Annotated in this window: 26 protein-coding genes; 14 read left to right on the forward strand and 12 right to left on the reverse strand. The window is 74.4% G+C overall.

Features of this window, described 5'->3' with window-relative positions:
* Nucleotides 1–45 precede the first annotated feature (45 nt).
* The 3 genes from ACWGKU_RS09025 to ACWGKU_RS09035 all read right to left on the reverse strand — a co-directional run bounded on the left by ACWGKU_RS09025 (nt 46) and on the right by ACWGKU_RS09035 (nt 2,702).
* A complete protein-coding gene (locus tag ACWGKU_RS09025; RefSeq protein WP_401051581.1) occupies nt 46–1,008 on the reverse strand; it encodes a DMT family transporter in 963 nt (320 codons plus the stop codon).
* A gap of 118 nt (nt 1,009–1,126) precedes the next feature.
* Complete coding sequence (locus ACWGKU_RS09030; RefSeq protein ID WP_452179836.1) at nt 1,127–2,164, reverse strand: lysine-2,3-aminomutase-like protein; 1,038 nt, start codon at nt 2,162–2,164, stop codon at nt 1,127–1,129.
* Between the two features lie 268 nt (nt 2,165–2,432).
* Complete coding sequence (locus tag ACWGKU_RS09035; protein ID WP_452179838.1) at nt 2,433–2,702, reverse strand: helix-turn-helix domain-containing protein; 270 nt, start codon at nt 2,700–2,702, stop codon at nt 2,433–2,435.
* Between the two features lie 98 nt (nt 2,703–2,800).
* Here ACWGKU_RS09035 and map point away from each other — a divergent pair, with 98 nt between their 5' ends.
* The 5 genes from map (at nt 2,801) to ACWGKU_RS09060 (ending at nt 9,069) form a co-directional block, all read left to right on the forward strand.
* Nucleotides 2,801–3,568: a type I methionyl aminopeptidase gene (map, locus tag ACWGKU_RS09040; protein ID WP_401054919.1), complete on the forward strand. Its 768-nt coding sequence runs from the start codon at nt 2,801–2,803 to the stop codon at nt 3,566–3,568.
* A gap of 40 nt (nt 3,569–3,608) precedes the next feature.
* Entirely contained in the window at nt 3,609–4,304 is a 696-nt protein-coding gene (locus tag ACWGKU_RS09045) for an HAD family hydrolase (RefSeq protein ID WP_401054920.1), read from the forward strand.
* Nucleotides 4,305–4,388: 84 nt separating this feature from the next.
* On the forward strand, nt 4,389–4,814 hold the full coding sequence (locus tag ACWGKU_RS09050; RefSeq protein WP_452179839.1) for an acyl-CoA thioesterase: 426 nt from the start codon (nt 4,389–4,391) through the stop codon (nt 4,812–4,814).
* A 191-nt stretch (nt 4,815–5,005) separates the two neighbouring features.
* Complete coding sequence (locus tag ACWGKU_RS09055; protein ID WP_452179840.1) at nt 5,006–6,517, forward strand: alpha/beta hydrolase; 1,512 nt, start codon at nt 5,006–5,008, stop codon at nt 6,515–6,517.
* 242 nt (nt 6,518–6,759) lie between these two features.
* Complete coding sequence (locus ACWGKU_RS09060) at nt 6,760–9,069, forward strand: transglycosylase domain-containing protein (RefSeq protein ID WP_452179841.1); 2,310 nt, start codon at nt 6,760–6,762, stop codon at nt 9,067–9,069.
* A gap of 94 nt (nt 9,070–9,163) precedes the next feature.
* Here ACWGKU_RS09060 and ACWGKU_RS09065 read toward each other — a convergent pair whose 3' ends face one another.
* Nucleotides 9,164–10,177 (reverse strand): asparaginase, encoded by a 1,014-nt coding sequence (locus tag ACWGKU_RS09065; protein ID WP_452179853.1) that lies wholly within the window; start codon nt 10,175–10,177, stop codon nt 9,164–9,166.
* A 242-nt stretch (nt 10,178–10,419) separates the two neighbouring features.
* On the opposite strand from ACWGKU_RS09065, the gene ACWGKU_RS09070 reads away from it, so the two are divergent.
* Nucleotides 10,420–11,070: a GntR family transcriptional regulator gene (locus tag ACWGKU_RS09070; protein WP_387695487.1), complete on the forward strand. Its 651-nt coding sequence runs from the start codon at nt 10,420–10,422 to the stop codon at nt 11,068–11,070.
* 85 nt (nt 11,071–11,155) lie between these two features.
* On the opposite strand, the gene ACWGKU_RS09075 is transcribed toward ACWGKU_RS09070, so the two are convergent.
* Together ACWGKU_RS09075 and ACWGKU_RS09080 are read right to left on the reverse strand one after the other, a co-directional pair.
* The gene (locus ACWGKU_RS09075; RefSeq protein WP_452179842.1) at nt 11,156–11,767 is read right to left on the reverse strand and encodes a hypothetical protein; all 612 of its coding nucleotides are present in this window, start codon (nt 11,765–11,767) and stop codon (nt 11,156–11,158) included.
* 40 nt (nt 11,768–11,807) lie between these two features.
* The gene (locus ACWGKU_RS09080; protein ID WP_452179843.1) at nt 11,808–12,377 is read right to left on the reverse strand and encodes an RBBP9/YdeN family alpha/beta hydrolase; all 570 of its coding nucleotides are present in this window, start codon (nt 12,375–12,377) and stop codon (nt 11,808–11,810) included.
* A 229-nt stretch (nt 12,378–12,606) separates the two neighbouring features.
* Here ACWGKU_RS09080 and ACWGKU_RS09085 point away from each other — a divergent pair, with 229 nt between their 5' ends.
* Both ACWGKU_RS09085 and ACWGKU_RS09090 read left to right on the forward strand, forming a co-directional pair.
* Nucleotides 12,607–13,173: a DJ-1/PfpI family protein gene (locus tag ACWGKU_RS09085; RefSeq protein WP_359912504.1), complete on the forward strand. Its 567-nt coding sequence runs from the start codon at nt 12,607–12,609 to the stop codon at nt 13,171–13,173.
* Nucleotides 13,174–13,496: 323 nt separating this feature from the next.
* On the forward strand, nt 13,497–14,015 hold the full coding sequence (locus tag ACWGKU_RS09090) for a gamma carbonic anhydrase family protein (protein ID WP_359912510.1): 519 nt from the start codon (nt 13,497–13,499) through the stop codon (nt 14,013–14,015).
* Nucleotides 14,016–14,042: 27 nt separating this feature from the next.
* Here the strand turns inward: ACWGKU_RS09090 and ACWGKU_RS09095 are convergent, their stop codons facing one another.
* Nucleotides 14,043–15,236 carry an MFS transporter gene (locus tag ACWGKU_RS09095; RefSeq protein ID WP_452179844.1) on the reverse strand — a complete coding sequence of 398 codons (1,194 nt, stop codon included), beginning with the start codon at nt 15,234–15,236 and terminating at the stop codon, nt 14,043–14,045.
* Nucleotides 15,237–15,424: 188 nt separating this feature from the next.
* On the opposite strand from ACWGKU_RS09095, the gene ACWGKU_RS09100 reads away from it, so the two are divergent.
* The 4 genes from ACWGKU_RS09100 (at nt 15,425) to ACWGKU_RS09115 (ending at nt 17,264) form a co-directional block, all read left to right on the forward strand.
* Nucleotides 15,425–15,670 (forward strand): DUF2277 domain-containing protein, encoded by a 246-nt coding sequence (locus ACWGKU_RS09100; RefSeq protein ID WP_401051092.1) that lies wholly within the window; start codon nt 15,425–15,427, stop codon nt 15,668–15,670.
* A 15-nt stretch (nt 15,671–15,685) separates the two neighbouring features.
* On the forward strand, nt 15,686–15,922 hold the full coding sequence (locus ACWGKU_RS09105) for a DUF6296 family protein (RefSeq protein ID WP_380554301.1): 237 nt from the start codon (nt 15,686–15,688) through the stop codon (nt 15,920–15,922).
* A 78-nt stretch (nt 15,923–16,000) separates the two neighbouring features.
* Nucleotides 16,001–16,285 carry a DUF427 domain-containing protein gene (locus tag ACWGKU_RS09110; protein ID WP_359912522.1) on the forward strand — a complete coding sequence of 95 codons (285 nt, stop codon included), beginning with the start codon at nt 16,001–16,003 and terminating at the stop codon, nt 16,283–16,285.
* A 46-nt stretch (nt 16,286–16,331) separates the two neighbouring features.
* Nucleotides 16,332–17,264: a hypothetical protein gene (locus ACWGKU_RS09115; protein WP_452179845.1), complete on the forward strand. Its 933-nt coding sequence runs from the start codon at nt 16,332–16,334 to the stop codon at nt 17,262–17,264.
* Between the two features lie 181 nt (nt 17,265–17,445).
* On the opposite strand, the gene ACWGKU_RS09120 is transcribed toward ACWGKU_RS09115, so the two are convergent.
* From ACWGKU_RS09120 to ACWGKU_RS09140, 5 genes are all read right to left on the reverse strand, one after another.
* The gene (locus tag ACWGKU_RS09120; RefSeq protein ID WP_380553229.1) at nt 17,446–17,784 is read right to left on the reverse strand and encodes a hypothetical protein; all 339 of its coding nucleotides are present in this window, start codon (nt 17,782–17,784) and stop codon (nt 17,446–17,448) included.
* A gap of 104 nt (nt 17,785–17,888) precedes the next feature.
* Entirely contained in the window at nt 17,889–18,053 is a 165-nt protein-coding gene (locus ACWGKU_RS09125; protein ID WP_401051087.1) for a hypothetical protein, read from the reverse strand.
* Between the two features lie 171 nt (nt 18,054–18,224).
* Nucleotides 18,225–19,439 (reverse strand): cytochrome P450, encoded by a 1,215-nt coding sequence (locus ACWGKU_RS09130; RefSeq protein ID WP_452179846.1) that lies wholly within the window; start codon nt 19,437–19,439, stop codon nt 18,225–18,227.
* A gap of 111 nt (nt 19,440–19,550) precedes the next feature.
* Nucleotides 19,551–19,766, reverse strand: coding sequence for a ferredoxin (locus ACWGKU_RS09135; RefSeq protein WP_359908818.1), 216 nt, complete (start codon nt 19,764–19,766; stop codon nt 19,551–19,553).
* A gap of 355 nt (nt 19,767–20,121) precedes the next feature.
* The gene (locus tag ACWGKU_RS09140; RefSeq protein WP_452179847.1) at nt 20,122–21,666 is read right to left on the reverse strand and encodes an ATP-dependent DNA ligase; all 1,545 of its coding nucleotides are present in this window, start codon (nt 21,664–21,666) and stop codon (nt 20,122–20,124) included.
* Nucleotides 21,667–21,888: 222 nt separating this feature from the next.
* On the opposite strand from ACWGKU_RS09140, the gene ACWGKU_RS09145 reads away from it, so the two are divergent.
* Nucleotides 21,889–22,368 (forward strand): N-acetyltransferase family protein, encoded by a 480-nt coding sequence (locus tag ACWGKU_RS09145; RefSeq protein ID WP_452179848.1) that lies wholly within the window; start codon nt 21,889–21,891, stop codon nt 22,366–22,368.
* Between the two features lie 115 nt (nt 22,369–22,483).
* Complete coding sequence (locus ACWGKU_RS09150) at nt 22,484–23,476, forward strand: CAP domain-containing protein (RefSeq protein ID WP_452179849.1); 993 nt, start codon at nt 22,484–22,486, stop codon at nt 23,474–23,476.
* The last annotated feature ends 34 nt before the right edge of the window (nt 23,477–23,510 follow it).

Here is a 23,510-nt window from a genome sequence, read left to right on the forward strand (position 1 = left end):
CCCGCGCACCGCGCGCGGGGCGGGCCGCCGCCGTCGGGGCCGCCGCTACGCCGTGTCCGCCTCGGAGAAGAGGAAGATCCCGGCCAGGATCAGCGCGGCCCCGCCGTACTGCCAGGCGTCGATGCGCTCGCCCAGCAGCAGCACCGCGAAGGCGAGCCCGAACACCGGGATGATGTTCAGCAGCACGCCCGCCGTGGTGACCGGGGTCCGGGTCACGGCGCGGTTGTACATCAGGAACGCGCCCGCCAGCCCGCCGCCGCAGACCCCGGCCGCGACCAGCCAGTGCAGCGGGCGGGCCCCGCCGGTGGTCAGGCCGCCGCCCAGCAGCCACTGACCGGCGATCAGCGGCACGGTGAACAGCAGCCCGAAGCCGAACTGGTAGGCCGTGGCGACCAGCGGATCGGTGTCCCGGACGATCCGTCCGGTGAGGATGGTGGCCGCCGCGGCCGCCACCGTGCCGAGCAGGACGAGGAGGTCCCCCGTACCGAGCCCGAACACGGCGTGGCTGCCGCCCAGCGCCGCGATGCCCACCGCGCCCAGCACCACGCCGCCGACGGCGCGCGGCGTGGGTGCCCGGCGGCCGACCAGCGCGGCCAGCGCGACCACGAAGCAGGCCTCCGAGCCGCGCAGGACGGAGGCCTGGGTCGCGTCGATGTGCGCCATCCCCAGCCCGATCGCCCCGTACCCGACCATCGGCTCGAACAGCCCGAGGAGGGCGAGCCGCCGCAGCTGGTCGCGCGGCGGGCGCCGGTGGCCCCGGCGGAGCAGGAGGGCCCAGGGCAGGGCGGCGGCGGTGACCAGGGAGACGGCGAGCACCGTCACGACCGGGAGCCCGCGCAGGGCGTACTTCTCCGCGGTGGTCCACAGGCCCCAGATCGCCGAGGCCCCGATCAGGGTCAGCGTTCCGCCCGGGTGGCGGACGGCGTTGCCGATCACGCCGGTCGCGGAGCTCCGGGAGCGGGTCGGGAGGGCGGAGTCCGGTCGGCACGGGGTGGGTTCGGTGACCATGGGCCGGTGGGTTCCCTTCGGCGTCGGGCGGTCGGTCCTCGGTGCTCGGTCGTTTCAGTGCTCGGCGCTCGTCGGACCGGCCGGTCGGCCGGTCGGCTCCCCGGGCACTGCCGCAGGATCAGTCCGTGCTGCTCCGGGGCGGGTAGGTGTGGGTGATGCCCCACGGGTCGGTCACGGTCCCGTCGCCGTTCAGGTAGCCCGGGCCGATCGGCACCTTGCCGTGGCCGCCGGGGATGTCGAGCACGTACGTCGGCTGGCACATGCCCGAGACCCGGCCGCGCAGCCGGCGGACGAGCGCCTGCCCCTCCGCGATGGTGGTGCGGAAGTGGCTGGTGCCGACGGCGAGGTCGCCGTGGTGCAGGTAGTACGGCTTGACCCGGTTCACGATCAGGGTGCGGAACAGGTCCTCCAGCGCCTCGGGGGTGTCGTTGACCCCCTTGAGCAGCACCGTCTGGCTGACCAGCGGGATGCCGGAGCCGGCCAGCAGCCGCAGCGCGCGACGCGCGCCGGGGCCGATCTCCTGGCTGTGGTTGGTGTGCACGACGACCCAGACCGGGGTGTCCAGGGTGAGCGCCCCGACCAGTTCCTCGGTCACCCGGTCCGGATCCACCACCGGCACCCGGGTGTGGAAGCGGATCACCTTGACGTGCTCGATCGCGTCGAGCGCCGCCAGGATCGGCCGCAGTCGGCTCGGGGACATGATCAGCGGGTCGCCCCCGGTGAAGATCACCTCCCAGATCTCCGGGTGACTGCGGATGTAGTCCAGGGCGGCGGCGAGCTGGCCCTCCTTCAGCATGGAGTCGCCCGGGCCGACGACCTCCCGGCGGAAGCAGAACCGGCAGTACACGGGGCACACCAGCACCGGCTTGAGCAGTACCCGGTCCGGGTAGCGGTGGGTGATGCCCTTGACGGGGGTGAAGGGGTCGTCGCCGATCGGGTCCTCCCGCTCCTCCGGCAGGGAGATCAATTCCTGGCCGGTGGGCACGAACTGACGGGCGACCGGATCGTCGAGCTCGACGATCCGCCCGCGCATGGCGGGAGTGATGCTGAGGGCGTACTTCTTGGCGACGTCGGTGATCGTCGCGAATTCTTCCTCGGGGACGAGTTGCTGGGCGAGCAGTTCCTTGGGCGTGCGAATCGGGCGCGGGGCGACCATGTCTTCAGCTCCTGGGGAAACCGATGAAGATCGTTCGGCGGACGGTGTCGCGTCGCGTTTCGACGGACACCGAAATTCCCGCGAGCGACATCATCACGGGATTTGAGGAGGGCTTCGGAAATCGATTCGGCGGTGAAAACCGAGAAGGCCGACGAACGACGACGCTAGTCCGGTGGCATAAACGCGTCAAGTTTTGATTGTGACAATATCCGGGAGGCCGCGTCACCGGATGTTAACGGTCCGCGTACGGGCGCCGCGGAGGGGTGCGCTAGGCGGAGAGCGCCTCGCCGCTCTCCGGGGGCGCGCACGCGGCGGCCAGGTCGTCCATGGACAGGTCGAGCGCGAAGGCCAGCGCCGCGATGGTGAAGAAGGACGGTGTCGGCGCCCGGCCGGTCTCGATCTTCCGCAGCGTCTCGGCCGAGACGCCGGCCGCCGCGGCCACCTCGACCATGCTGCGCTCGCCGCGCGCCTCCCGCAGCAGCGCCCCGAAGCGCTCGCCGCGCTCGCGCTCCCACGAAGTCAGCGGAGTCCTCACCATGCCGACGAGTCTACGGCCCCCTCGCCGCCCGGCGTCCACGCCCCGCGACCGTGATACAAATACCGGTATAAGAATTGGATCCAGAGGAGAGAAGCACCATGGTCGAACTCAAGTCGGACGCCGGGCTGGCCGCGATGCGCGAGGCCGGACGGGTGGTCGCGCAGGCGCTGGCGGCCGTCCGGGAGCAGGCGGCGGTCGGCGTGAGCCTGCTGGAGCTGGACGAGGTGGCGCGGGGCGTGCTCAAGGCCGCCGGGGCCGGCTCGCCGTTCCTCGGCTACCGCCCGTCCTTCGCGCCCGTCCCGTTCCCGGCCGTCATCTGCGCCTCGGTGAACGACGCCGTGGTGCACGGCATCCCGAACGGCTACCGGCTGCGCGACGGCGACCTGGTGAGCATCGACTGCGGCGCCCTCCTGGACGGCTGGGCCGGGGACTCGGCGGTCAGCTTCACCGTCGGCACCGCCCGCCCCGAGGACACCGCCCTGATCGAGACCACCCGGCGCGCCCTGGAAGCGGGCATCGCCGCCGCCGTGGTCGGCAACCGGACCGGGGACATCGCCCATGCCATCGGCACCGTCGCCCGCGCCGGCCGCTACGGCCTGCTGGACGGCTACGGCGGGCACGGCATCGGCCGCCGGATGCACGAGGACCCGCACGTGGCCAACGAGGGCCGCCCGGGGCGGGGTTACCCGCTGCGCCCCGGCCTGGTGCTGGCGATCGAGCCGATGCTGCTGGCCGGCGGGCGCGACGACCACCGCACCGATCCGGACGGCTGGACCCTGCGCACCGTCGACGGCAGCCGCGCCGCCCACGTCGAGCACACCGTCGCCATCACCGAGGACGGTCCGCGCATTCTCACCCTGCCCTGATCCGACAAGATCCACAAGGCACGCCCTAAGCTCGGGGTCCATGACCAAAGGCGTGATGTTCGATTTCTCCGGCACCCTCTTCGGCGTCGTCCCCACCGCCGAGTGGCTGGCGGCCCACACCGCCGCCACCGGCCTCGTCCTGCCGGCCCGGGAGGAGGCCGAACTGGTGGCCCGGCTGGAGGAGTTCGGTGCCCTGCCCGGCGGGGTGCCGCCGCGGCGGATCCGGCCGGAGGTCCAGCCGGCGTGGGACACCCGGGACTTGACCCCGGAGCTGCACCGGGCCGCGTACACCGCGCTGACCCGCGACGCCGAGCCGCCCGCCGCCCTCGACGTGGACGCCCTCTACGAGTCCCACTGGGCGCCCGCGAACTGGCGGCCGTACCCGGACACCGCCGCCGTGCTGCGCGAGCTGCGCCGCCGGGGCGTGCCGGTCGCGGTGGTGAGCAACATCGGCTGGGACCTGCGGCCGGTCTTCCGCGCGTACGGCCTGGCGGAACTGGTCGACGTCTACGTGCTGTCGTACGAGGTCGGCGCGCAGAAGCCCGATCCGGTGATCTTCGAGATCGCCTGCGAGCGGCTCGGGCTCGCTCCGGCCGACGTCCTGATGGTCGGCGACGACCGTACCTGCGACGGCGGTGCGACCGCGCTCGGCTGCGGCTTCCACCCCGTCGAGCACCTGCCCGTCGACCGGCGCCCGGACGCCCTCACGCCGGTGCTGGACGTCCTGACCGGATGATCCCGGAGAGGCCGGACCCGGCGGCGTGACGGCGTGACGCAGGACACGAGGTGGCACGCCCGCGGCCCGGAGTAGCGTGCGGGCATGAGTGATCAGGACTTCACCACACGCATCACCGTCCGCGGGTACGAGACCGACTCCCAGGGTCACCTCAACCAGGCGGTCTACCTCCAGTACGCCGAGCACGCCCGCTGGGAGTACCTCCGGGCGGCCGGGATCCGCCAGGCGGACCTGGTCGCCGAGGGGGTCGGCCCGGTCGTCCTGGAGACCACGGTCAAGTACCTGCGGGAGCTGCGCGCGGGAGACTCGGTGGAGGTGGGCTGCTCGTTCACCTGGCGGGAGGGCAAGACCTTCCAGCTGGTGCAGCGGCTGGTCCGCGAGGACGGCGTGCTGGCCGCCGAGATCACCGGCGTCGGCGGCATCCTCGACCTGACGGAGCGCAGGCTGGTCGCCGACCCGCGCGAGCCGCTGCGCGCCCTGGCCACCGACCCGGGCCTGCTCGGCCTCTGAGCGAACAGGCCCGGCGAACCCGGCTCGGCGAACCGGCCCGGCGAAACCGGCCCCGCCCACCGCCCCCACCCTCCACGGCTGGAGACCGCGACCGACGGCGGTCTCCACCCCGTCCCCGGGGGATTTCCCCACCCCCGACCGGCCCGCTGTCCGGATGGGACCAAGTCCCGTGCCGCAGCAGACTCTTGGGCATGACGAAGCCCACCCGTACCATCACCGCCGCGGTCACCGCGGCCGCCGCCCTCGCCATGACCGCGCTGAGCGCCCTGCCCGCCGGCGCGGCCGGCACCGCACCGCCCGGAAGGGACGGCCTGGCCTGGACGGCCTGTCCGGACGCCCCGGCCGACAGCCCCCAGCGCTGCGCCGAGGTCACCGTCCCGCTGGACTACGCCGACCCGAACGGCCCCCGCATCACCCTCGCCGTCTCCCGGATCACCGCCGCCGATCCCGGCCTCCGCCGCGGCGTGCTGCTGGCCGTCCCCGGCGGACCGGGCGGCTCCAGCCTCGACCTCGTCCACGGCATGGCGGGGCACCTGCCGCAGTCTGTCCGGGACCGCTACGACGTGATCGGCTTCGACCCGCGCGGCGTCGGCCGTTCCACCCCGGTCAGCTGCGCACTGGACACCGCCGACCTGTCGATGGTCAAGGTGCGTCCCTGGCCGGCCGCCGACGGCTCGATCGACGGGAACCTGGCCACCGCCCGCCGCGTCGCCGAGACCTGCGCGCGCAACGGCGGCCCGGTGCTGCGCAGCATCTCCACCGCCAACGAGGCCCGCGACATCGACAGCGTCCGCCGCGCCCTCGGCGAGCGCCGCCTCTCCGTGTGGGGCGTCTCGTACGGCACCTACGCGGGCGCGGTCTACGCCACCATGTTCCCCGAGCGCACCGACCGGATCGTGCTGGACAGCAACGACGACCCGGACCCGACCCGGGTCGGGCGCGGCTGGCTGGACAACTACGGCCGGGGCGTGGAGGACCGCTTCCCCGACTTCGCCGCCTGGGCGTCGGCCCCGGACAACCCGGACCGGGTCGCGGACACCCCCGAGGAGGTCCGCCCGCTCTTCCTCGACCTCGCCGCCCGCCTCGACCGGGCCCCGCTGCCCTGGGAGGGCGCCAACCCGGCGGAGCTGAACGGCAACGTGCTGCGCGAGACCCTGCTGGAGAGCATGTACGCGGACGCGAAGTTCCCGGTCCTCGCCCGGCTGATGCTGGCCGGTCTCGGCCGGGCTCCGCTGCCCGCCCCGCCCAAGCTGGGCGAGCGGGAGCTGCAGGCGGTGCAGAACACCCTCGCCGTCTCGGTCGGCACCCTCTGCAACGACGTCAAGTGGCCCACCGACCCGGCGAGCTACGCCAAGGCCGTCACCGCGGACCGCGCCGCCCGTCCGCTCACCGCCGGCCTGCCGGTGAACGTGATGCCCTGTGCTTTCTGGCCGTTCGCGCCCGCCGAGCCGCCGGTGCGGGTGACCGACCGCGGCCCGGCCAACGTGCTGCTCACGCAGAACCTGCGCGACCCCGCGACGCCGTACGCCGGTGCGCTCAAGCTGCGGGCGGCCTTCGGGGACCGGGCACGGATGGTGGCGGTGGACTCGGGCGGCCACGACGTGTACCGGGCCAACGGGAACGCCTGTGGTGACCAGGTGGTGACGGACTACCTGGTCACCGGCCGCCGCCCGGCCCGGGACGTCTTCTGCCCGGCGGGCTGAGCGCCGCGGCCCGAGCGGCGCCGGCCGAGCCGGTGAAGACCGGGCGGGGAAGGCCGGGCGGGTAGGGCCGGACAGGCACGGGACGCAGCGCGCGGGGGCAACGGGCCGTGGACGAACGGCCCTTGTTCCTGCGTGCACGCCCGTTCGGCCCTCGGGAATGAGTCGAATCCGTCGCGATTTTGTGACAATCCTTCGCCGGCACCCGCCCCCCACGGCCTGTTGACGGCCGTAATGTTCGATCTATGTCACCGAAGAGCCGCATACCCGCCGCCTCGGACCCGGGCGACACCTGGGTGCCGCGCCCGAGGCGCCGCGAGACCCCGCTCGGCATCCTGGGCCACGCGGCCACCTTCCTCGGCGCCAGCGTGCTGGGCGGCATCCTGCTGGCGGGCCTGATCCTCCCGGCGGCCGGGGCGGTCGGACTCGGGGCGAAGAACGGCGCCGAGGGCTTCGAGAGCATCCCCGACGACTTCAAGACTCCGCCGCTGAGCCAGGCGACCCAGATCTTCGACGCCAACGGCGGTCTGATCGCCAAGGTGTACGAGCGCGACCGGACCGTCATACCCGCCGACCAGATGTCCCCGCTGATCCGTACGGCGCAGGTCGACATCGAGGACGCCCGGTTCTACGAGCACGGCGCCGTCGACCTCAAGGGCATCCTGCGCGCGATCACCAAGAACGCGGAGAGCGGAGCCGCCGTCCAGGGCGCCTCCACGCTGACCCAGCAGTACGTGAAGAACGTCAACGTCGAGAAGGCCGGGGACGACCCGGACGCGGTGCGCGAGGCGCAGCGCAAGACGCTCGGCCGCAAGATCCAGGAACTCCGGTACGCGATCAAGCTGGAGGAGGACCTGACCAAGGAGCAGATCCTCACCAACTACCTCAACATCACCTTCTACGGCCACCAGGCGTACGGCATCCAGGCCGCCTCCCAGCGCTACTTCGGCAAGGACGCCAAGGACCTCGTCCTGCCCGAGGCGGCGATGCTCGCCGGGCTGGTGCAGAACCCGTCCCAGTACGACCCGAAGCTGCACCCGGTGGCCGCCCAGAAGCGCCGCGACACCGTCATCGACAAGATGGTGGAGAACAAGCACATCACCGCGGAGCAGGCCAGGGAGGCGAAGGCAGCCCCGCTCGGCCTCAACTACAAGGATCCGCGCAACGGTTGCATCACCGCCCAGGCCGGGATGGGCTTCTTCTGCGACTACGTGCGCCACGTGGTCAAGCAGGACCCGGCGTTCGGCAAGAGCACGGCGGAGCGCAAGAAGCTGTGGGACACCGGCGGCCTGAACATCTACACCACGCTGGACCCGGAAAAGCAGGCCGCGGCCCAGAACGCCGTCTCCACCAAGGTGTACGTCACCGACCCGGTCTCGGCCGCGATGACGATGGTCGAGCCCGGCAGCGGCAAGATCCTGGCGATGGCGCAGACCCGCCCGTACGGCCTGGCCAAGGAGAAGAACGAGACCGTCGTCAACTACAACGTGGACGCGGCGATGGGCGGCGGCATCGGCTTCCAGCCCGGCTCCAACTTCAAGCCGATCGTGGCCGCCGCCGCCCTGGAGGCCGGGCTGTCGCCGACCCAGCGGTACGACTCGCCCAACCGGATGGACTGGCCGACGATGCGGACCTGCGACGGCACCTGGAAGAACCTCAGCAAGGGGAAGAAGGAGGGGACCATCCCCAACGAGAGCACCTCCGAGGTCGGCCCGTACGAGCTCAAGCAGGCCATGGCGCTCTCCGTGAACACCTACTTCGTGCAGATGGAGCAGGAGATCGGCCTCTGCGCCGTCAAGCAGATGGCCAACAAGCTGGGCATGGAGGGCAAGGCCGACGGCTCGGCGCTGCAGGAGGTGCCGGCGCTCGGCCTCGGCACCCAGGAGGTCAGCCCGCTGACCATGGCCAACGTGTACGCGACCTTCGCCGCCCGGGGCACCTACTGCGCGCCGATGGCGATCAACCGGATCACCACGGTGGACGGCGCCGACGTCCCGGTGCCCCAGGTCCGGTGCACCCCGGCGATGTCCGAGGACACCGCCGACGTGATCAACAGCGTGCTGCTCGGGGTGACCGAGAAGGGCGGTACCGCGCGGGACCTCGGCCTGGACGACCGCCGCCAGATCGCCGGCAAGACCGGGACGACGGACGAGAAGAAGTCGGCCTGGTTCACCGGCTACACGGGCAACCTGGCGGGCTCGGTCTGGCTGGGCAGCCCCGGCACCAAGGTGCCGATGCGCAACATCCGGATCGGCGGCAAGTACCAGGCCGAGGTCTTCGGCGCCACCGGCCCCGGCCCGATCTGGCAGCAGGCGATGAGCGACGCGGTGCGGAACATGCCGGAGAAGGACTTCACCACCGTCTACATCCCGGACCCGGTGCGGCGGGACACCAACTGCCCCACCCCCGGCGGCACGCCGGGCTCGGCCACCTGCACCGGCGCCCCCGCCACCGGCGGCCCGGGGAACACCGGCAGGCCGCGCGGGGGCACCCCGACCCCCGGCCGCACCGGGCCCTTCGCCCCGCCCGGCACCGCGGACCCCGAGGACCGGTGAGCCGCCCGGCCCCGCCCGAGTACCCGTACTCGTGCGGGGCCGCGGCGCGCGGGCGGACGGGGGTTCCGCCGTGCGTCCGGGCGGCGGCAGGCCGTCAGGCCGTCGGGGCGGTGGCGCCGGGCTCGGTGGCGCCGGGCTGGGTGGGCCGGAGCGGCGAACCGTCCAGGAGCGCCCGGGCCGGGCGCACCGCGCCGACCGGTTCGCCGTGTCCGAGGACGGGGACGACGGCCAGTTCGGCGAGGGTGTCGTCGGTGTCCACCGGGACGCCGAGCCGTCGCAGCGCGGCGGCCAGCACCACGGGACGGGCCCGGGTGGAGCCGTCCGCGATCTTGAGCGCGACGGCGGAGCCGTCGGGGAGCGCCAGGGCGTAGACCCCTTCCGCGCCGTCCTTGGCGACCGAGCCGGGAAGCGCGCGCATCAGGCGGGTCACGTCCCGACCGGTCCCGCCGACGTACTCGGCGTGCTGGTTCATCGCCCGGGCGACCCGCCGTTCCGGTGACCCGGCGGGGCCCGTCGCCAGTGCGGCGAAGGCCCGGGCCAGGCCGCGGTAGCCGATGGCGAACAGGGGGGCTCCGCAGCCGTCCACGCCGGTCGCGGCGACCTTCTCGCCGGCCAGGTCCTCGACGGTGTCCCGCAGGGCCCGCTGCAGGGGATGGCCGGGGTCGAGGTAGGTGGCCGTGTCCCAGCCGTTGGCGACGCAGGTGGCGAGCATCGCGGCGTGCTTGCCCGAGCAGTTCATCGTCAGCGGAGTGGGGCCGCCGCCGGCCGCCAGGTGGTCCCGCAGTGCGGCTTCCCCGATGGGCAGCGCGGCCGTGCACCGCAGAGCGCTGGTGTTGAGGCCGGCGCCCCCGAGGATCTCGCGGACGCCGTCGAGGTGGAAGGCCTCGCCGGAGTGGCTGGCGCAGGCCAGGGCCAGCAGTTCGCCGTCCAGGTCGAGTCCGGCACGCAGCATGCCGAGGGCCTGGAGCGGCTTGTTGGACGACCGGGGGTACATCGGGCGGTCGGTCTCGCCGAGGCTCAGCACCGTCCGCCCGTCAGGACCGAGTGCGAGGACCGTCCCGTGGTGCACCGACTCCAGGAAGTCACCTCGCCACACCTCCGCCACCATCGCGTGCACAGCGCATTCCCCTCTCTTCGGCCCCACGGCCGAAAGGACGACTCGAAGTGTCAACAGTTATCACTTTAACGTGGTCCGCGCCGATGCCCCCGCCGGGTGCTGACATACTCGGACGCGGCCCTGTGCCACCGTCGGCCGCCGACGCCACGGCGCTCCGGCCCATCACCCCGGGCACACCCCCCGACCTGGCCGGACGACAGCGGCGGCCAGTCCCGAACGGACGGACACCACCCATGCCAGAGACCCTCCGGCGCGGCCTGGCGGGCCAGCTCGTGGGCACGCTCCGCGAGCGCGTCCTCACCGGCGAGATCCCGTCCGGAACCCGGATCAACGAGGTGGAGGTCGCCCGCGAGCTGGGCATCAGCAGGGGACCGCTGCGCGAGGCCATCCGGCAGCTCGTCAGCGAGGGCCTGCTCGTGCACGTGCCCAACAAGGGCGCCGTCGTCTTCGAGGCCGGCCCGCGGGAGGTCGAGGCCCTGTTCGAGCTGCGGTCCGCGCTGGAGACCGCCGCCGCGCGCCTGGCCGCCGAGCGGCGCGACCGCAAGGACGTCACGGCCCTGCGCCGGGCGTGCGAACAGTCGAGGAAGCTGATGACCGGGGGCCGCCGGTTCGCCCACCGCAGCAGTCTCGACTTCCACCAGGCGCTGCTCGACGCGGCCCGCAGCCCCCGGATCGCCGAACAGGTGGAGCGCGTGCACCAGCAGATCGCGGTGCTCCGCAGCCGGCACAACGTGCCGGCCTCGCACACCGAGGCCTCGATAGCCGACCACGAGCACCTCGCGGAGGCCGTCGCCGAGGGCCGGGCCGACCGCGCCGCCGAGGTCATGGCCCGCCACCTCGACCGGGTCCGGGAGCAGATGATCGCGCACATGACGGAGCAGTGACGCCCAGCTGCCCAGCTGCCCAGCTGCCCACGGGCGACGGGCGACGGGCGACGGGCGACGGGCGACGGCCTCGGGTCGGGCCGGGCTACCGCGCCGCGACCGGCTCCCCGCTGTCCTGGTCGAGGTTGAACACCCGCCGATAGGAGTCGGTCACCACGGTGATCTGCTCCCGCCCGGTCCAGCTCGCCTCCACCAGCCGGGCGTCGCCCTGGTCCCTGCCGACGTCCGCCAGCGACCAGCGCCGGGCCGACCAGCCCTCACCGCTCTCCAGCAGCACCTGCCAGTGCTCGCCCGACTCCGGCCCGGTGGCGTACGAGCGGTGCACCACCACCAGGGCGCGCTCGGCCCCGGCCGGGGCGTCCTCCCGGCTGCGGGTCTCGGCCGCCGACACCTTGTGCGCGGCCACCACGCCGAGCAGGAACACCACCCCGGCGGTCACCGTGACGGTCCGGGTGGCCGTCCGCACCGCGGCGCGCAGGTCGCCCAGCCAGGCGGCCGCGATCAGCGCCGCCAGCGCGCCGCCGAGCAGCAGCTCCGGCCGGTTGAACAGGTCGGCCACCAGCATCCGCCCGCCCGACCGGCTCTCCCACTGCCCCTCGGTGTAGAGCAGCACGGCGGCCAGCCCGCCGGCCGCCAGCAGCCGGACCAGGACGCGCCTGGACCGGGACGTGCGTCGGTTCGTCGTCCCCCGGTTCATCGTCCCTCCGCCCCCGTTCCCCGTTCCCCCGTGGTCGCGGTCACAGCTCGGCGAGCAGCTTCCGGCCCTCCGGCCAGTCGCCCAGTCCGGAGTCGGAGTTGAGGTGCCCGTACGCGCCCGGCTCGACGTACCGGGCGCCCCAGGCGGCGGCGAACGCGCGGGCCCGCTCGGGGGAGACCCACGGGTCGTCGGTCGAGGAGACCACCACGGCCGGGAACGGCAAGGGCTCCAGTGCCACCGGGCGGAAGCCCACCAGCTCCGGGACCTCGGCGGTGTCGACGTCCGCCGGGGCCACCAGCAGCGCGCCCCGGACGGCGGCGGTCCGCCCGGCGGCGGCGGTGGCCGCCCAGTGGGCCGCCGTGACGCAGCCCAGGCTGTGGGCGACCAGTACCACCGGGCCCCGGGCGGCGGCCACCGCCGCGTCCACCCGGGCCACCCAGTCCGTCCGCTCCGGGTGGTCCCAGTCCGCCTGTTCGACCCGGCGGAAGGAGTCCGGCTCGGCCGCCTCCCAGCGGGTCTGCCAGTGCTCGGGGCCGGAGTTCTGGTAGCCGGGCAGGACGAGGTGGGTGGTGCGGTCGGGCATGGGCTTCTCCGGGAGGGGGACGGTCACAGGCAGCAGGAGTCTAGGACCCGGGCCGCCGGCCTCCGCAGCCGGGCGTCCCACCGGCGCGCACTCCCCGTAACCGGCGCGCGCACGTCCGTATGCGCCGTTGCGCGCCCGGTGCGCCCCGTTGCCAACGGTGACCCCGGTACGGGAGGTTGGACCGGGCCCGGGCCGGCTGCCACCGCCCGGCGCCCGTACCCGACCTGAGGCTCGACCACGTGGAGGGATGTCGGCGATGACATCGAAGATCCTGCTCGTCACCGGGGACGCCGCCGAGTCACTGGAGGTGTTCTACCCGTACCAGCGGCTGCGCGAGGAGGGCTACCAGGTCGACATCGCGGCCCCGACGAAGAAGCGCCTCCAGTTCGTGGTGCACGACTTCGTCGAGGGGTTCGACACCTACACCGAGAAGCCCGGCTACACCTGGCCCGCCGACGTGGCCCTCGCCGACGTCGACCCGGCCGACTACGTGGCCCTGGTCATCCCCGGCGGCCGCGCCCCCGAGTACCTGCGCAACGACCCGGACGTGCAGCGGATCGCGCAGCACTTCTTCGCCGAGGACAAGCCCGTCGCCCAGATCTGCCACGGCCCGCTGATCACCGCCGCCGCCGGCGTGCTGAACGGCCGCCGCACCTCGGCCTACCCGGCGCTGGCCCCGGACATCAAGGCGGCGGGCGCCGAGTTCGTGGACGGCGAGGCCGTGGTGGACGGCACGGTCGTCTCGGCCCGCGCCTGGCCCGACCACCCGGGGTGGCTGCGCGCCTTCGTCGAGGTCCTGCGCACCAAGGCGCCGCTCGCCTGACGCGCGCCGGAGCCGTTCCGGCCGGCGTTCCCGGAGCCGTACCCCGAGCCGTCCCGGGGTACGGCTCCGGGGCCGTCCCGGGTTCGCTCCGGGTCGGACCCCGCCCCCAGGCCGAGGACCGGCGGCAGAAACCATGACAGGGTGTCAGAAGTCGGGGCCCGCACTCCGGGCCGCGCCGACTGGGAGGCCGCCGACGCCGCCCTCGCCGGGATGACCGACCCCGGCCGGTGGCCGCCGGAACCGACCTCGCCCGCACGGCGCCGTGACCGACCCCCTACGCTGACCGGCGGGCGAACGGCCCACCGTCACCAGGAGGACGAGACATGGCAGAGCCGCTGATCGCCGCCGTCGGGGGCAGGGTGCCCGCCGTCGACCCGGGCGCCTTCGTGGCGCCGAACGCCGTCGTGGTCGGGGACGTGACCGTCGCCGCCGGCGCCGGTGTCTGGTACGGCGCGGTGCTGCGCGGTGACGCCGAGTCGATCAGCGTCGGCGCGGGCAGCAACATCCAGGACAACTGCACCCTGCACGCCGACCCCGGCTTCCCGCTGGTGGTCGGCGAGCGGATCTCGGTCGGCCACAACGCCGTGCTGCACGGCTGCACCGTCGAGGACGACGTGCTGGTGGGCATGAACGCCACCGTGCTCAACGGCGCCCGGATCGGCACCGGCTCGCTGGTCGCGGCCGGCGCGGTGGTGCCGCAGGGCATGGTCGTCCCGCCCGGCTCGCTGGTCGCCGGCGTCCCGGCCAGGGTCCGCCGGGAGCTGACCGAGGACGAGAAGGCGGGCATCAGGGCCAACGGCGCCGGCTACCAGCTGCTCGCCGAGGCCCACCGGGAGATATGAGGCCCACCGGGAGACACCGGGCCCGTGCTAGGCGGTGGTCATCGCGGCCGCCGCCGGTTCCGTCGTCACGGGGGCGGGCCGGCGGCGGTCGACCACCCAGGCGAGCACCGCGATCAGCGTCCCCGCGGCGGCCAGGACCGCGCCGACCAGCGTCGGGGCGGTCCAGCCGAGCCCGGCGTCCAGCGCCAGCCCGCCGAAGTACGCGCCCTGGGCGTTGGCCAGGTTGAAGGCGCCCTGGACCGTCGCCGAGGCGAGGGTCGGCGCGCTGCGAGCCTTCCGGAGCACCAGGGTCTGCACGGCCGGCACGATCGCGAAGCCGAACAGCCCGATCAGCACCACCGTGACGGCCGCCGACCAGCGGGCGTGCGCGGTCACCGCGAACAGTGCCAGGGTGGCGGAGAGCAGCACGAAGGCCGCGCACACGGTGGGCCGCAGCGCCCGGTCGGCGGCGAACCCGCCCAGCACGTTGCCGATCGTCATGCCGACGCCGAACAGTGCGAGCACCAGGGTCACCGAGCCGGTGGCGTAGCCGGAGACGTTGGTGAGCAGCGGGGCGATGTAGCTGTAGCAGGCGAAGAAGCCGCCGCAGCCGAACACCACGGTGGCCAGCGCCAGCCAGAGCTGCCCGCTGCGGAAGGCCCGCAGCTCGTTCCGGAGCCCGGACTGGCCGGGGGAGGGCAGCGCGGGCACCAGCCGGGCGATGGCGAGCGTCCCGGCGGCCGCGATCAGCACGACCACCAGCATGGTCGCCCGCCAGCCCAGGTGCTGGCCGAGCAGGGTCGCGGCCGGGACGCCGACGATGTTGGCGACGGTCAGGCCGGAGAACATCACGGCCACCGCCCGGGCCCGGCGGTCCGGTGCGACCAGCTCGGCCGCCGCCACCGCGCCCGCCCCGAAGAAGGCGCCGTGCGGCAGCCCGGTGATCAGCCGGGCGGCGGCCAGGGTCCAGAAGTCCGGCGCCACCGCGCACAGCAGGTTGCCGGTCGCGAACAGTCCGGCCAGCGCCACCAGCACCGCCTTGCGGGGCCGCCCGGCGGCCAGCGCGGTCAGCAGCGGCGCACCGACCACCACCCCCAGGGCGTACGCCGAGATCAGCCAGCCCGCCTGCGGGATGGAGACGTGGAGGCTGTCGGCGACCTGGGGGAGCAGCCCCATGGCGGCGAACTCGGTGGTTCCGATGGCGAACGCGGTGACGGCCAGCGCGAGCAGCGCGAGAGGCAAGGGGGTGACTCCGGAGTGATGCCGACGGACCGGGGAAGCGCGCGGCGGGAGGAAGGTGGAACGGAGGTGGGACGGCGGTGGGACGAATTCGTTCGTCCGGCATCCTAATCCGGCCGGATGACGGCGCTGTGAGGTGCGTGTGACGAAAGGGGGTCGCCGACACGGCTCCCGCGCGCGAGACTGGGAGCATGTGCCGCAACATCAAGACGCTGCGACCCCCCGTCACGCCCGACGCCGACGAGGAGGACTTCCACGCCGCCGCGCTCCAGTACGTCCGCAAGGTGTCCGGGTTCCGCGCCCCCGCGGCGCACAACCGGGAGGCCTTCGACCGGGCGGTGGAGGCGGTCGCGGAGGCCACCGCCCGGCTGCTCGCGGAGCTGGAGGTCCGCGGCCCGCACACGCGGGCCGCCGTGCCGGCCGAGGTCGCCGGGTAGGCAGGAGCAGGTGTGATGAAACCCGCCGAGCGTTACGCCCTCACCTTCCCCGGGACCCCGGGCACCCAGGCCCCGCAGGACGTCGTGGTGGTCACCCGCACCGACGCGAGCGGGCCGGGCGGCCACCCGGTGTACGAGGACGAGAGCGGCATCGTCCGGGCCGAGATCAGCGCCGCCGGCGAGGTCCGGATGCTCGCCAGCGGCGGCCACCAGAGTCCGCACGTGCCGGTGCACGCCCACCCGCTGACCTGACCGGCGCCGCCCGGCCGCAGCCGGACCGCCCGGAACACGGAAGGGGTGAGGCCGCCCGTGGTCGGGAACAATCGCCGTATGACCACAGCGAGTTGGCAGGGCGTCGTCATCGCCGAGAGCGACGACACCGTCGTCGTCGAGGGCAATCACTACTTCCCGGCCGAGGCGGTGCGCACCGAGTACCTGCGCCCCTCGGACACCACCACGGTGTGCGGCTGGAAGGGCACCGCCGGCTACCACACCCTGGAGGTGGACGGGCGGACCAACCCGGACGCCGCCTGGTTCTACGCCGACCCCGAGCCCGGGGCCGAGCACGTGCGCGGCCGGATCGCCTTCTGGCACGGGGTGGAGGTCGCCGAGTAGGCCCCCCAGGGCGGTGCCGTCGTCGCGAAAGGGGTACCGGGTTCCCATGGCAGTCTTCCGCAGGCCGGGCCGCTCCCGGCCGGCTCCCGAGCCCGATCTGAGCGAGCAGCTCGCCGAACTGGTCGAGGAGTCCGAGCAGCCCGTCGGCCCGGTCGCCGAGTACGCCGCGAAGCAGCGCGGCCGCGGCCGGGCCGTGGTGCTGCACACCGCCCGGCTGCTCGGCCACGGCGGGCGGGCCGCCGCCAGGGGAACGGCCAAGGGCGCCGCGTACGGCGGCCGGGCCCTGACCGAACAGCTGGTGCGGACCGCGCCCCGGATCCCGGTGCGCGACCTCGCCACCCTGCGGGCGCAGCACCCGGACGCGGCCTTCCCGGAGCAGCTGGCCGACCTGCTGGTCACCGGCGCCGTCCGGGCCTCCAGCGCGCTCGGCGCGGGCGTCGGCGCGGCGGCGATGCTGCCGGTGCCGCCCGCGATGCCGCTGGAGATCGCCGCCGAGACGCTCGCGGTGGCGGCCGTGGAGATCAAGCTGATCGCCGAGCTGCACGAGGTCTACGGCACTCCGGCGCAGGGCGGCGCCACCCAGCGGACCGGCGCCTACCTCGGCGCCTGGGCCAACCGCCGGGGGATCGACGCGAACCTGCTGGTGCGGCCCGCCGGCTTCGCCGCGCTGGCGATCAGCTCGGAGGTGCGCCAGCAGGTCCGCCGCCGGCTGACCCGCAGCTCGCTGCGCCACCTGCCGGCGGTGATACCGCTGCTGGTCGGCGCCGGCATCGGCGCGACCATGAACCGCCGCGACACCCGCCGGCTGGCCGGCGAGGTGCGGGCGGACCTGCGCGGGCGCCGCCCGGCGGACGGCGGCTACTGGGCCGAGGCCGCGCCGGTGCCGAAGGGCGGGGCGGTGCCGAAGGGCGGGGCGGTGCCGAAGGGCGGGGCGGTGCCGAAGGGCGGGGCGGTGGAGGCCGACGGGAAGGCTCCGTAGCGGCGAGGAGCAGGACGGCGCGCCCGGGACCGGTCCGGGGCGCGCCGTCGTCCTGCCGTTCCTCCTGGAGCTGCCGGGAGTGCCACCACCGCAGTGGCGCCCTCCTCCGCCTTGCGATGCACGCACCCCAACGCCGCCCCGCCCGCCCTCCGGGCGGACGACGGGAGTTTGAAGACAGACGCTACGGCTTCGGCGGGGCCGGGGCACCCGCGCCCCGGCCGGCCTTGACGCCGTTCACCATCGCCTGGTGGATCGCCCGCGCGGTGCTCTCGTCGTGTGCCGGCACCGGGCTGCCGGCGACCGTGTACCAGTCCAGCGCGCCGGTGTACTGGACGGTCAGCCTCGCCTCGCCGTCCACCCAGGTGGTGTGCACGGTGAGGTCGCCGGAGATGGGGCCGACCTCGGTGGTGGTCACCCCACCGGGGCCGCTGATGATCGATTGGGTGGTCCAGGTCGCCCACGACGTGCGCGGGTCCGCGGACGGCCGGGCCTGGCGGTTGCCTTGGTCGTGTTCGGTCATGCGCCTATCCTCCCCCGCGGGTGGCCCGCCGCCGGAGCAGCGACACCCGCGGTCACGGCGACCGCCCGGTCCCACCGGGCGGTCGAGTCGGTACGGCGGACGGTTCAGTCGGGTTGGCCGGGTTCGTCCAGCATGGGGGCGCCCTCCGCCTGGGAGGTGTCCTGCGCGTGCAGGTTCTGCATCGAGGGGATGCCCTCCTCGGGGTCCGCGGCGCGGACGTCCTCGTCGTCCTCGGTGCTCACCTTGGACCGGTCGCTCATGTCGGTCATCGCGGGCTCCGTCTCCTCGGCCGGTCCCGGCGCGCGGGGTCGCGGGCGCGGCAGGACCGGAGGTGTCTCTTCGCCCCTCCAGCCTGCCTCCGCCCCGGCGTCGGGGCCAGCCGGGTGACCCGGCGGGCCTCCGCGGGCCTCCGCGGACCTCGCCCGGACCTCGCCCGGTCGTCACCAGGCGACGGGCAGTGACCGCATGCCGTAGATGAACGAGTCGGTGCGGAACGCCAGCTCGTCGCGGGGGACGGTCAGCCGCAGCCCGGGCAGCCGCCGGAACAGCGTGGCCAGCGCGATCTGCAGTTCGGCGCGGGCGAGCGGCTGGCCGAGGCACTGGTGCACGCCGAAGCCGAAGGCCAGGTGCCGCCGGGCGTCCCGGTCCAGGTCCAGCTCGTCGACCGGCAGCCGGTCGGCGCCGCCGAACACCTCCTCGTCCCGGTTGGCGGTGGAGAGCATCGCGATCACGCCCTCCCCGGCGCGGACCGTGGTGCCGCCCAGTTCCACGTCCTCCAGGGCCAGCCGGGCCACCCCGGTGTGGACGATGGTGAGGTGGCGCAGCAGCTCCTCCACCGCGCCGGGCAGGGCGGCCGGGTCGGCCAGCCTGGCGATCTGCTCGGGCCGGTCCAGCAGCAGGGCGGTGGAGAGCGAGATCATGTTCGCGGTCGTCTCGTGCCCGGCGATCAGCAGCAGGATGCCGGTGCTGGCGACCTCGCGCGGGGTGAGGTCGTCCCGGACGGCGAGCCGGCTGATGATGTCGTCCCGCGGCTCCGCCCGCTTGCGGGTCGCCAGCCCCTCCAGGTACTCCAGCATCTCGTCCCGGGCCGCCAGGCGCTGCTCGATCGTTTTGGCGTTGCTGAGCAGCGTCCGGCCGACGCCCTGGAAGAACTCGTGGTCCTCGTAGGGGACGCCGAGCAGCAGGCAGATCACCAGGGAGGGGACGGGCAGCGCGAAGTCGGCGACCAGGTCGGCCTCGGTGCGGCCATCGGTCATGGCGTCCAGCGCCTCGTCCACGATCCGCTGGATGTCCGGGCGCATCGCCTGGACCCGTTTGACCAGGAAGTCCCCGGTGACCATGCGGCGCAGCCGGGCGTGCTCGGGGTCGTCCAGGTTCAGGAAGCTCGGGGTATCGGTGATCTGCTCCCGGTCGCCGGCGACCAGCAGCGGGAAGGAGGGGTGGCGTATGTCGGCGCTGAACCGGCGGTCGGACAGGATGGTGCGGACCTCGGCGTAGCCGGTGGCCAGCCAGCAGGAATCGCCGCCGGGCAGATCGCCGCGGGTCAGCGGGGCGCTCGCGGCGGCCTCGGTGTACGCGGGCGGCGGGCCGAACGGGCAGCCGGCGGAGTGCCGGGCCGGGAGCGGGACGGCGGGGACGGTGGGCGTGCTCGTCAAGGCGGGGTCTCCTTGCGTCGCGATGGTTCTCCGGTGGGGGTGGTGTGGTGACCGGACGTCGGTCAGGGGCCGGCCGGGGTGTCCGGAACGGCCCGGCCTCGGCCTCCCGGCCTACTCGGCCTGTGCGGGCCCGTCCTCGACCACGGTGATCGCACCGCCCGGGCAGAGCTGGGCGGCCAGTCTGAGATCGTCGAACTGGTCCGGCCGGAAGGAGGTCTGACGGAGTCTCACCAGGCTGTCGTGGTCGTCCTGGTCGAAGACCTCGGGAACGTTCGTGACGCACATCCCGGAGCTGCAGCAGCGGTCCCGGTCGACATTCACCCGCATGGTCGGGCACCTCTCGCCAGTGCGCCGCCGGCTGCCCGGCGGCCGCCTCTCGTTGTCATTGCCAACCTAACCGGCGCTGCTCCGTCCACGGAGGGCGCGGTGGCGGGATCACCGAGAATGGCCGATTCGGCTCCCGTCGGAGCCCCCGGGCGGTGAACCAGGTTTGAATTGACGCCGTGGTGACAAGTGCGCGCCCCGCAGCCACCGGCCCCTGAGCCGGCCCGGATCCGGCCCGTCGGCGGTGGCTCACCGGCCTTTCGGCGGTGGCTCACCGGCCTTTCGGCGGTGGCTCACCGGCCTTTCGGCGGTGGCTCACCGGCCTTTCGGCGGTGGCTCACCGCCCTTCGCCAGCGGCTCACAGCCCCTCGGCGGCGGCGATCTCCCGTACGGTCGCGACGGTGTCGGCCTCGTCGGCGCTCTTGTCCGGCCGGTAGCGCACCACCCGGGCGAACCGCAGGGTGAGACCGGCCGGATAGCGGGAGCTGCGCTGCACCCCGTCGAAGGCGATCTCGACGACCAGTTCCGGTCGGACCCGCACCGTCCAGGCGTCCCGCCCGGTCTCCCGGGCCAGCAGTTCGGCGGTCTGCCGGGCGAGCGTCTCGTCGGTCAGGCCCTTGAAGGTCTTGCCGAGCATCACCCACGGGCCCAGCCCCGGTTCGCCCGCCGCCCGGGCGCCCAGGTGCAGGTTGCTGAGGAAGCCGCGCCGCCGCCCGCTGCCCCACTCGGCGGCCAGCACCACCAGGTCCAGGGTGTGCCGGGGCTTGACCTTGATCCAGCCCGCGCCGCGCCGCCCGGCCGCGTACGGGGCCGCCGGATCCTTCACCAGCACGCCCTCGTGGCCGAGCGCCAGCGTCTCCCGGAAGAAGGCCAGCGCCCGGTCGCGGTCCCCGGTCTCGACGCGGGCGGGCCGCAGGCCGTCCGGCACCGCCTCGGCCAGCGCCGCCCAGCGCTCCCGGCCGGGACGGTCCACCAGGTCCTCGCCGTCCCGGTGCAGCAGGTCGAAGAAGTAGGCCTCGAGCGGGACTTCGGCACGCAGCCGGTGCGGCTCCCGCCGGGAGGCGGTGCGTGCGGCGGTCTCCTGGAACGGGCGCGGCCGGCCGTCCGGGCCGAGCGCGATCGCCTCACCGTCCAGCACCGCCGAGCGCAGCGGCAGCGCCAGCGCGGCCTCGGTCACCTCGGGGACGCGGGCGGTGATGTCCTCCAGGCCGCGGGTGAACACCGCGACCTCCCCGCCCTCCCGGTGCACCTGCACCCGGACGCCGTCCAGCTTCCACTCCACCGCGGCCGGGCCGGTGCGCTCCAGCGCGGTGGCCACGTCCGGCGCCGAGGCGGCCAGCATCGGCCGCACCGCCCGTCCCACCTCCAGCCGGAACGCCGCGAGCGCCGGCTGCCCACCGGTCAGCGCGGCCTGCGCCACCGCGCGGGCCGACCCCCGGAACATCAACGCCCGCCGCACCGCCGCCGCCGGCACCCCGGCCGCCCGCGCCACGGCGTCCCCCACCACCGCGTCCAGCGCCCCCTGCCGCAGGTCCCCGACCAGCACCGCCCGCAGGAACCCCTGTTCCACGGCGGTCGCCCGCGCGAACAGCCCGTGCAACAAGCGCCGCCGCTCCGCCTGGGCCCCCGTCCCGTGCACCCCCGCGATCAGCTCCAGTTCCCGCTCCACCTCCCGGACGCCGAGCGAGGCCTCCGCCGCCGGCTCCGGCAGCCCCCGCAGCGCCGCGGGCCCGATGCCGGTCCGCAGCCGCTGCGACTCCCCGGACAGCAGGGCGACCGCCGCCGCCCCCTCCACCGGCCCAAGGCCCCGCAGACAACCGGCCAACAACTCCGTCTTCGCCCGCCGTCCGGCCTCCGCCGCCACCTCCCGCGACACCGACGCCAGCCGCAGCAACCCCGCCACAGCACCACCTCCACCCCCCTCAGCATCCGCCCCGGCCGCCGGCCCCGCACCACGGCCGGCGCCCCTCCCGGCGCCCCTCCCGCGCGGCACCGAGCGCCCGTCGCCGCAAGGCGCCGCGATGGCGCAGGGGGCGGGTGCTCTTGGCCGGGCCGGTGATCAGAGACGGGGCGACGGCGCGTCATGCTGAGGGCCCGCACCACCTTCCGAGTGATGGAGACCGAGATGAGCGACACCCCCACGACCCGCTGGAGCGTCGGCGCGCCCGAGGCCGGTGACTTCGCGGCCTGGCGCGAACTGTTCCGTGGGTACGGCGACTACTACCGGGTCCCGGTTCCGGAGGAGAAGGCCGAGCTGGTCTGGTCCTGGCTGATGGACCCGGGGCACGAGGTGGCGGGGCTCCTGGTGCGGGACGGCGACGGTAGGCCGGTCGGCCTCGCGCACTACCGGCCGTTCGCGCGACCTCTGCACGGGGCCGTCGGGTGCTTCCTGGACGATCTGTTCGTGGCGCCCGAGGTCCGGGGCGGCGGCGCGGTGGACGCGCTGTTGGGCCGGCTGCGGGAAATCGCGGCGGAACGCGGCTGGAACACCGTCCGCTGGATCACCTCCGAGGACAATTACCGGGCCCGCGGAAAATACGACAAGGTCGCCGTACGGACCAGGTTCCTCACCTACGACATGGCCCCGGAGGCACCGGTCGACTGAGGCCGCGGCCCGACCGCCGGACATTCGTTCGGAGTTTCTGTTATCGGCGCCCGGCCGGGAGGTCTCCCATGTGTCGACACCCGACCAGTCGACCCGGAACAGAAAGCGTGGCCACGTGAACAGCGACGACAGGACGACCATCCTCCCGGCGAGCGGAGGCGGCGCCGGCAGCGACAGCGGGAGTGGAGCCGGCGGCCGCTCCGGCGGCCGGGCGGCACGGCGGGCTGCCGAGCGGCACACCGGGCGGGGCCGGCGGGCGCGTCGGCGCGGCGGGATCGTGCCGGTCACCGCGGTCGTCGCGGCCGTGGCCGGCACCGGGCTGTTCGCCGCGCTGGCCGGCGCGGGCTACGCGGCGTACGGCGGCAAGCAGACCGACCGGGACACGGCGGGCCAGTCGCTCTCCGCCGACATGCTGATCTCCGCGGAGCTGGGCACGCGCGAGGGCATCCAGGTGCCCGGCGCCGGCGGGACGAACCCGGACGTCCTTCCCCCGGCCACCCCCACCGCCACCGACCCGGCGGCCGTTCCGAGCACCTCGCTCACGCCGACCTCGACCGCTCCGGCCTCCCCGGCGGCCGCGGCCACCGCCGCCCCGAACGCCGCGCCCACCCCCGCGGCCTCCGCGCCCAAGGCGGCCTCGGACGCCGCCCGGGCCGCCACCGGCGGCTTCCCGTTCCCGCCCAAGCGGCCCACCGTGGCCCCGCCGGCGGGCGGCGGCGCGGCTCCGTCGTACGCCCAGCAGGTCGTGGACCTGGTCAACGTCGAGCGCAGCAAGGCCGGCTGCGGGCCGGTCAGCGCGGAGCCCCGGCTGACGAGCGCCGCCCAGGCGCACAGCAACGACATGGCCGACCGCAACTACTTCGACCACGCCAGCCCCGAGGGTTACCACGCCGACCACCGGATCGAGGCGGCCGGCTACAGCTGGAGCACCTGGGGCGAGAACATCGCCCGCGGCCAGAAGGGCCCGGCCGACGTGATGAACTCCTGGATGAACAGCCCCGGCCACCGGGCCAACATCCTCAACTGCTCGTTCAAGCAGCTCGGCGTGGGCGTGCGGCCGGGCGCCAACGGTCCGTGGTGGACCCAGGTGTTCGCGTCCCCGGCGTGAATCGGCCCGGCCTGGTCCGCTCCGGTCCGGTCCG

The organism is Kitasatospora sp. NPDC054768, assembly GCF_053612025.1.

What these genes read in the sequence shown, in the direction of transcription:
- ACWGKU_RS09025 (WP_401051581.1), bottom strand. Translation starts at nt 1,008, where the DNA reads ATGGTCACCGAACCCACCCCGTGCCGACCGGACTCCGCCCTCCCGACC.
- ACWGKU_RS09030 (WP_452179836.1), bottom strand. Translation starts at nt 2,164, where the DNA reads ATGGTCGCCCCGCGCCCGATTCGCACGCCCAAGGAACTGCTCGCCCAG.
- ACWGKU_RS09035 (WP_452179838.1), bottom strand. Translation starts at nt 2,702, where the DNA reads ATGGTGAGGACTCCGCTGACTTCGTGGGAGCGCGAGCGCGGCGAGCGC.
- map (WP_401054919.1), top strand. Translation starts at nt 2,801, where the DNA reads ATGGTCGAACTCAAGTCGGACGCCGGGCTGGCCGCGATGCGCGAGGCC.
- ACWGKU_RS09045 (WP_401054920.1), top strand. Translation starts at nt 3,609, where the DNA reads ATGACCAAAGGCGTGATGTTCGATTTCTCCGGCACCCTCTTCGGCGTC.
- ACWGKU_RS09050 (WP_452179839.1), top strand. Translation starts at nt 4,389, where the DNA reads ATGAGTGATCAGGACTTCACCACACGCATCACCGTCCGCGGGTACGAG.
- ACWGKU_RS09055 (WP_452179840.1), top strand. Translation starts at nt 5,006, where the DNA reads ATGACGAAGCCCACCCGTACCATCACCGCCGCGGTCACCGCGGCCGCC.
- ACWGKU_RS09060 (WP_452179841.1), top strand. Translation starts at nt 6,760, where the DNA reads ATGTCACCGAAGAGCCGCATACCCGCCGCCTCGGACCCGGGCGACACC.
- ACWGKU_RS09065 (WP_452179853.1), bottom strand. Translation starts at nt 10,177, where the DNA reads ATGGTGGCGGAGGTGTGGCGAGGTGACTTCCTGGAGTCGGTGCACCAC.
- ACWGKU_RS09070 (WP_387695487.1), top strand. Translation starts at nt 10,420, where the DNA reads ATGCCAGAGACCCTCCGGCGCGGCCTGGCGGGCCAGCTCGTGGGCACG.
- ACWGKU_RS09075 (WP_452179842.1), bottom strand. Translation starts at nt 11,767, where the DNA reads ATGAACCGGGGGACGACGAACCGACGCACGTCCCGGTCCAGGCGCGTC.
- ACWGKU_RS09085 (WP_359912504.1), top strand. Translation starts at nt 12,607, where the DNA reads ATGACATCGAAGATCCTGCTCGTCACCGGGGACGCCGCCGAGTCACTG.
- ACWGKU_RS09090 (WP_359912510.1), top strand. Translation starts at nt 13,497, where the DNA reads ATGGCAGAGCCGCTGATCGCCGCCGTCGGGGGCAGGGTGCCCGCCGTC.
- ACWGKU_RS09100 (WP_401051092.1), top strand. Translation starts at nt 15,425, where the DNA reads ATGTGCCGCAACATCAAGACGCTGCGACCCCCCGTCACGCCCGACGCC.
- ACWGKU_RS09105 (WP_380554301.1), top strand. Translation starts at nt 15,686, where the DNA reads ATGAAACCCGCCGAGCGTTACGCCCTCACCTTCCCCGGGACCCCGGGC.
- ACWGKU_RS09110 (WP_359912522.1), top strand. Translation starts at nt 16,001, where the DNA reads ATGACCACAGCGAGTTGGCAGGGCGTCGTCATCGCCGAGAGCGACGAC.
- ACWGKU_RS09115 (WP_452179845.1), top strand. Translation starts at nt 16,332, where the DNA reads ATGGCAGTCTTCCGCAGGCCGGGCCGCTCCCGGCCGGCTCCCGAGCCC.
- ACWGKU_RS09120 (WP_380553229.1), bottom strand. Translation starts at nt 17,784, where the DNA reads ATGACCGAACACGACCAAGGCAACCGCCAGGCCCGGCCGTCCGCGGAC.
- ACWGKU_RS09125 (WP_401051087.1), bottom strand. Translation starts at nt 18,053, where the DNA reads ATGACCGACATGAGCGACCGGTCCAAGGTGAGCACCGAGGACGACGAG.
- ACWGKU_RS09135 (WP_359908818.1), bottom strand. Translation starts at nt 19,766, where the DNA reads ATGCGGGTGAATGTCGACCGGGACCGCTGCTGCAGCTCCGGGATGTGC.
- ACWGKU_RS09145 (WP_452179848.1), top strand. Translation starts at nt 21,889, where the DNA reads ATGAGCGACACCCCCACGACCCGCTGGAGCGTCGGCGCGCCCGAGGCC.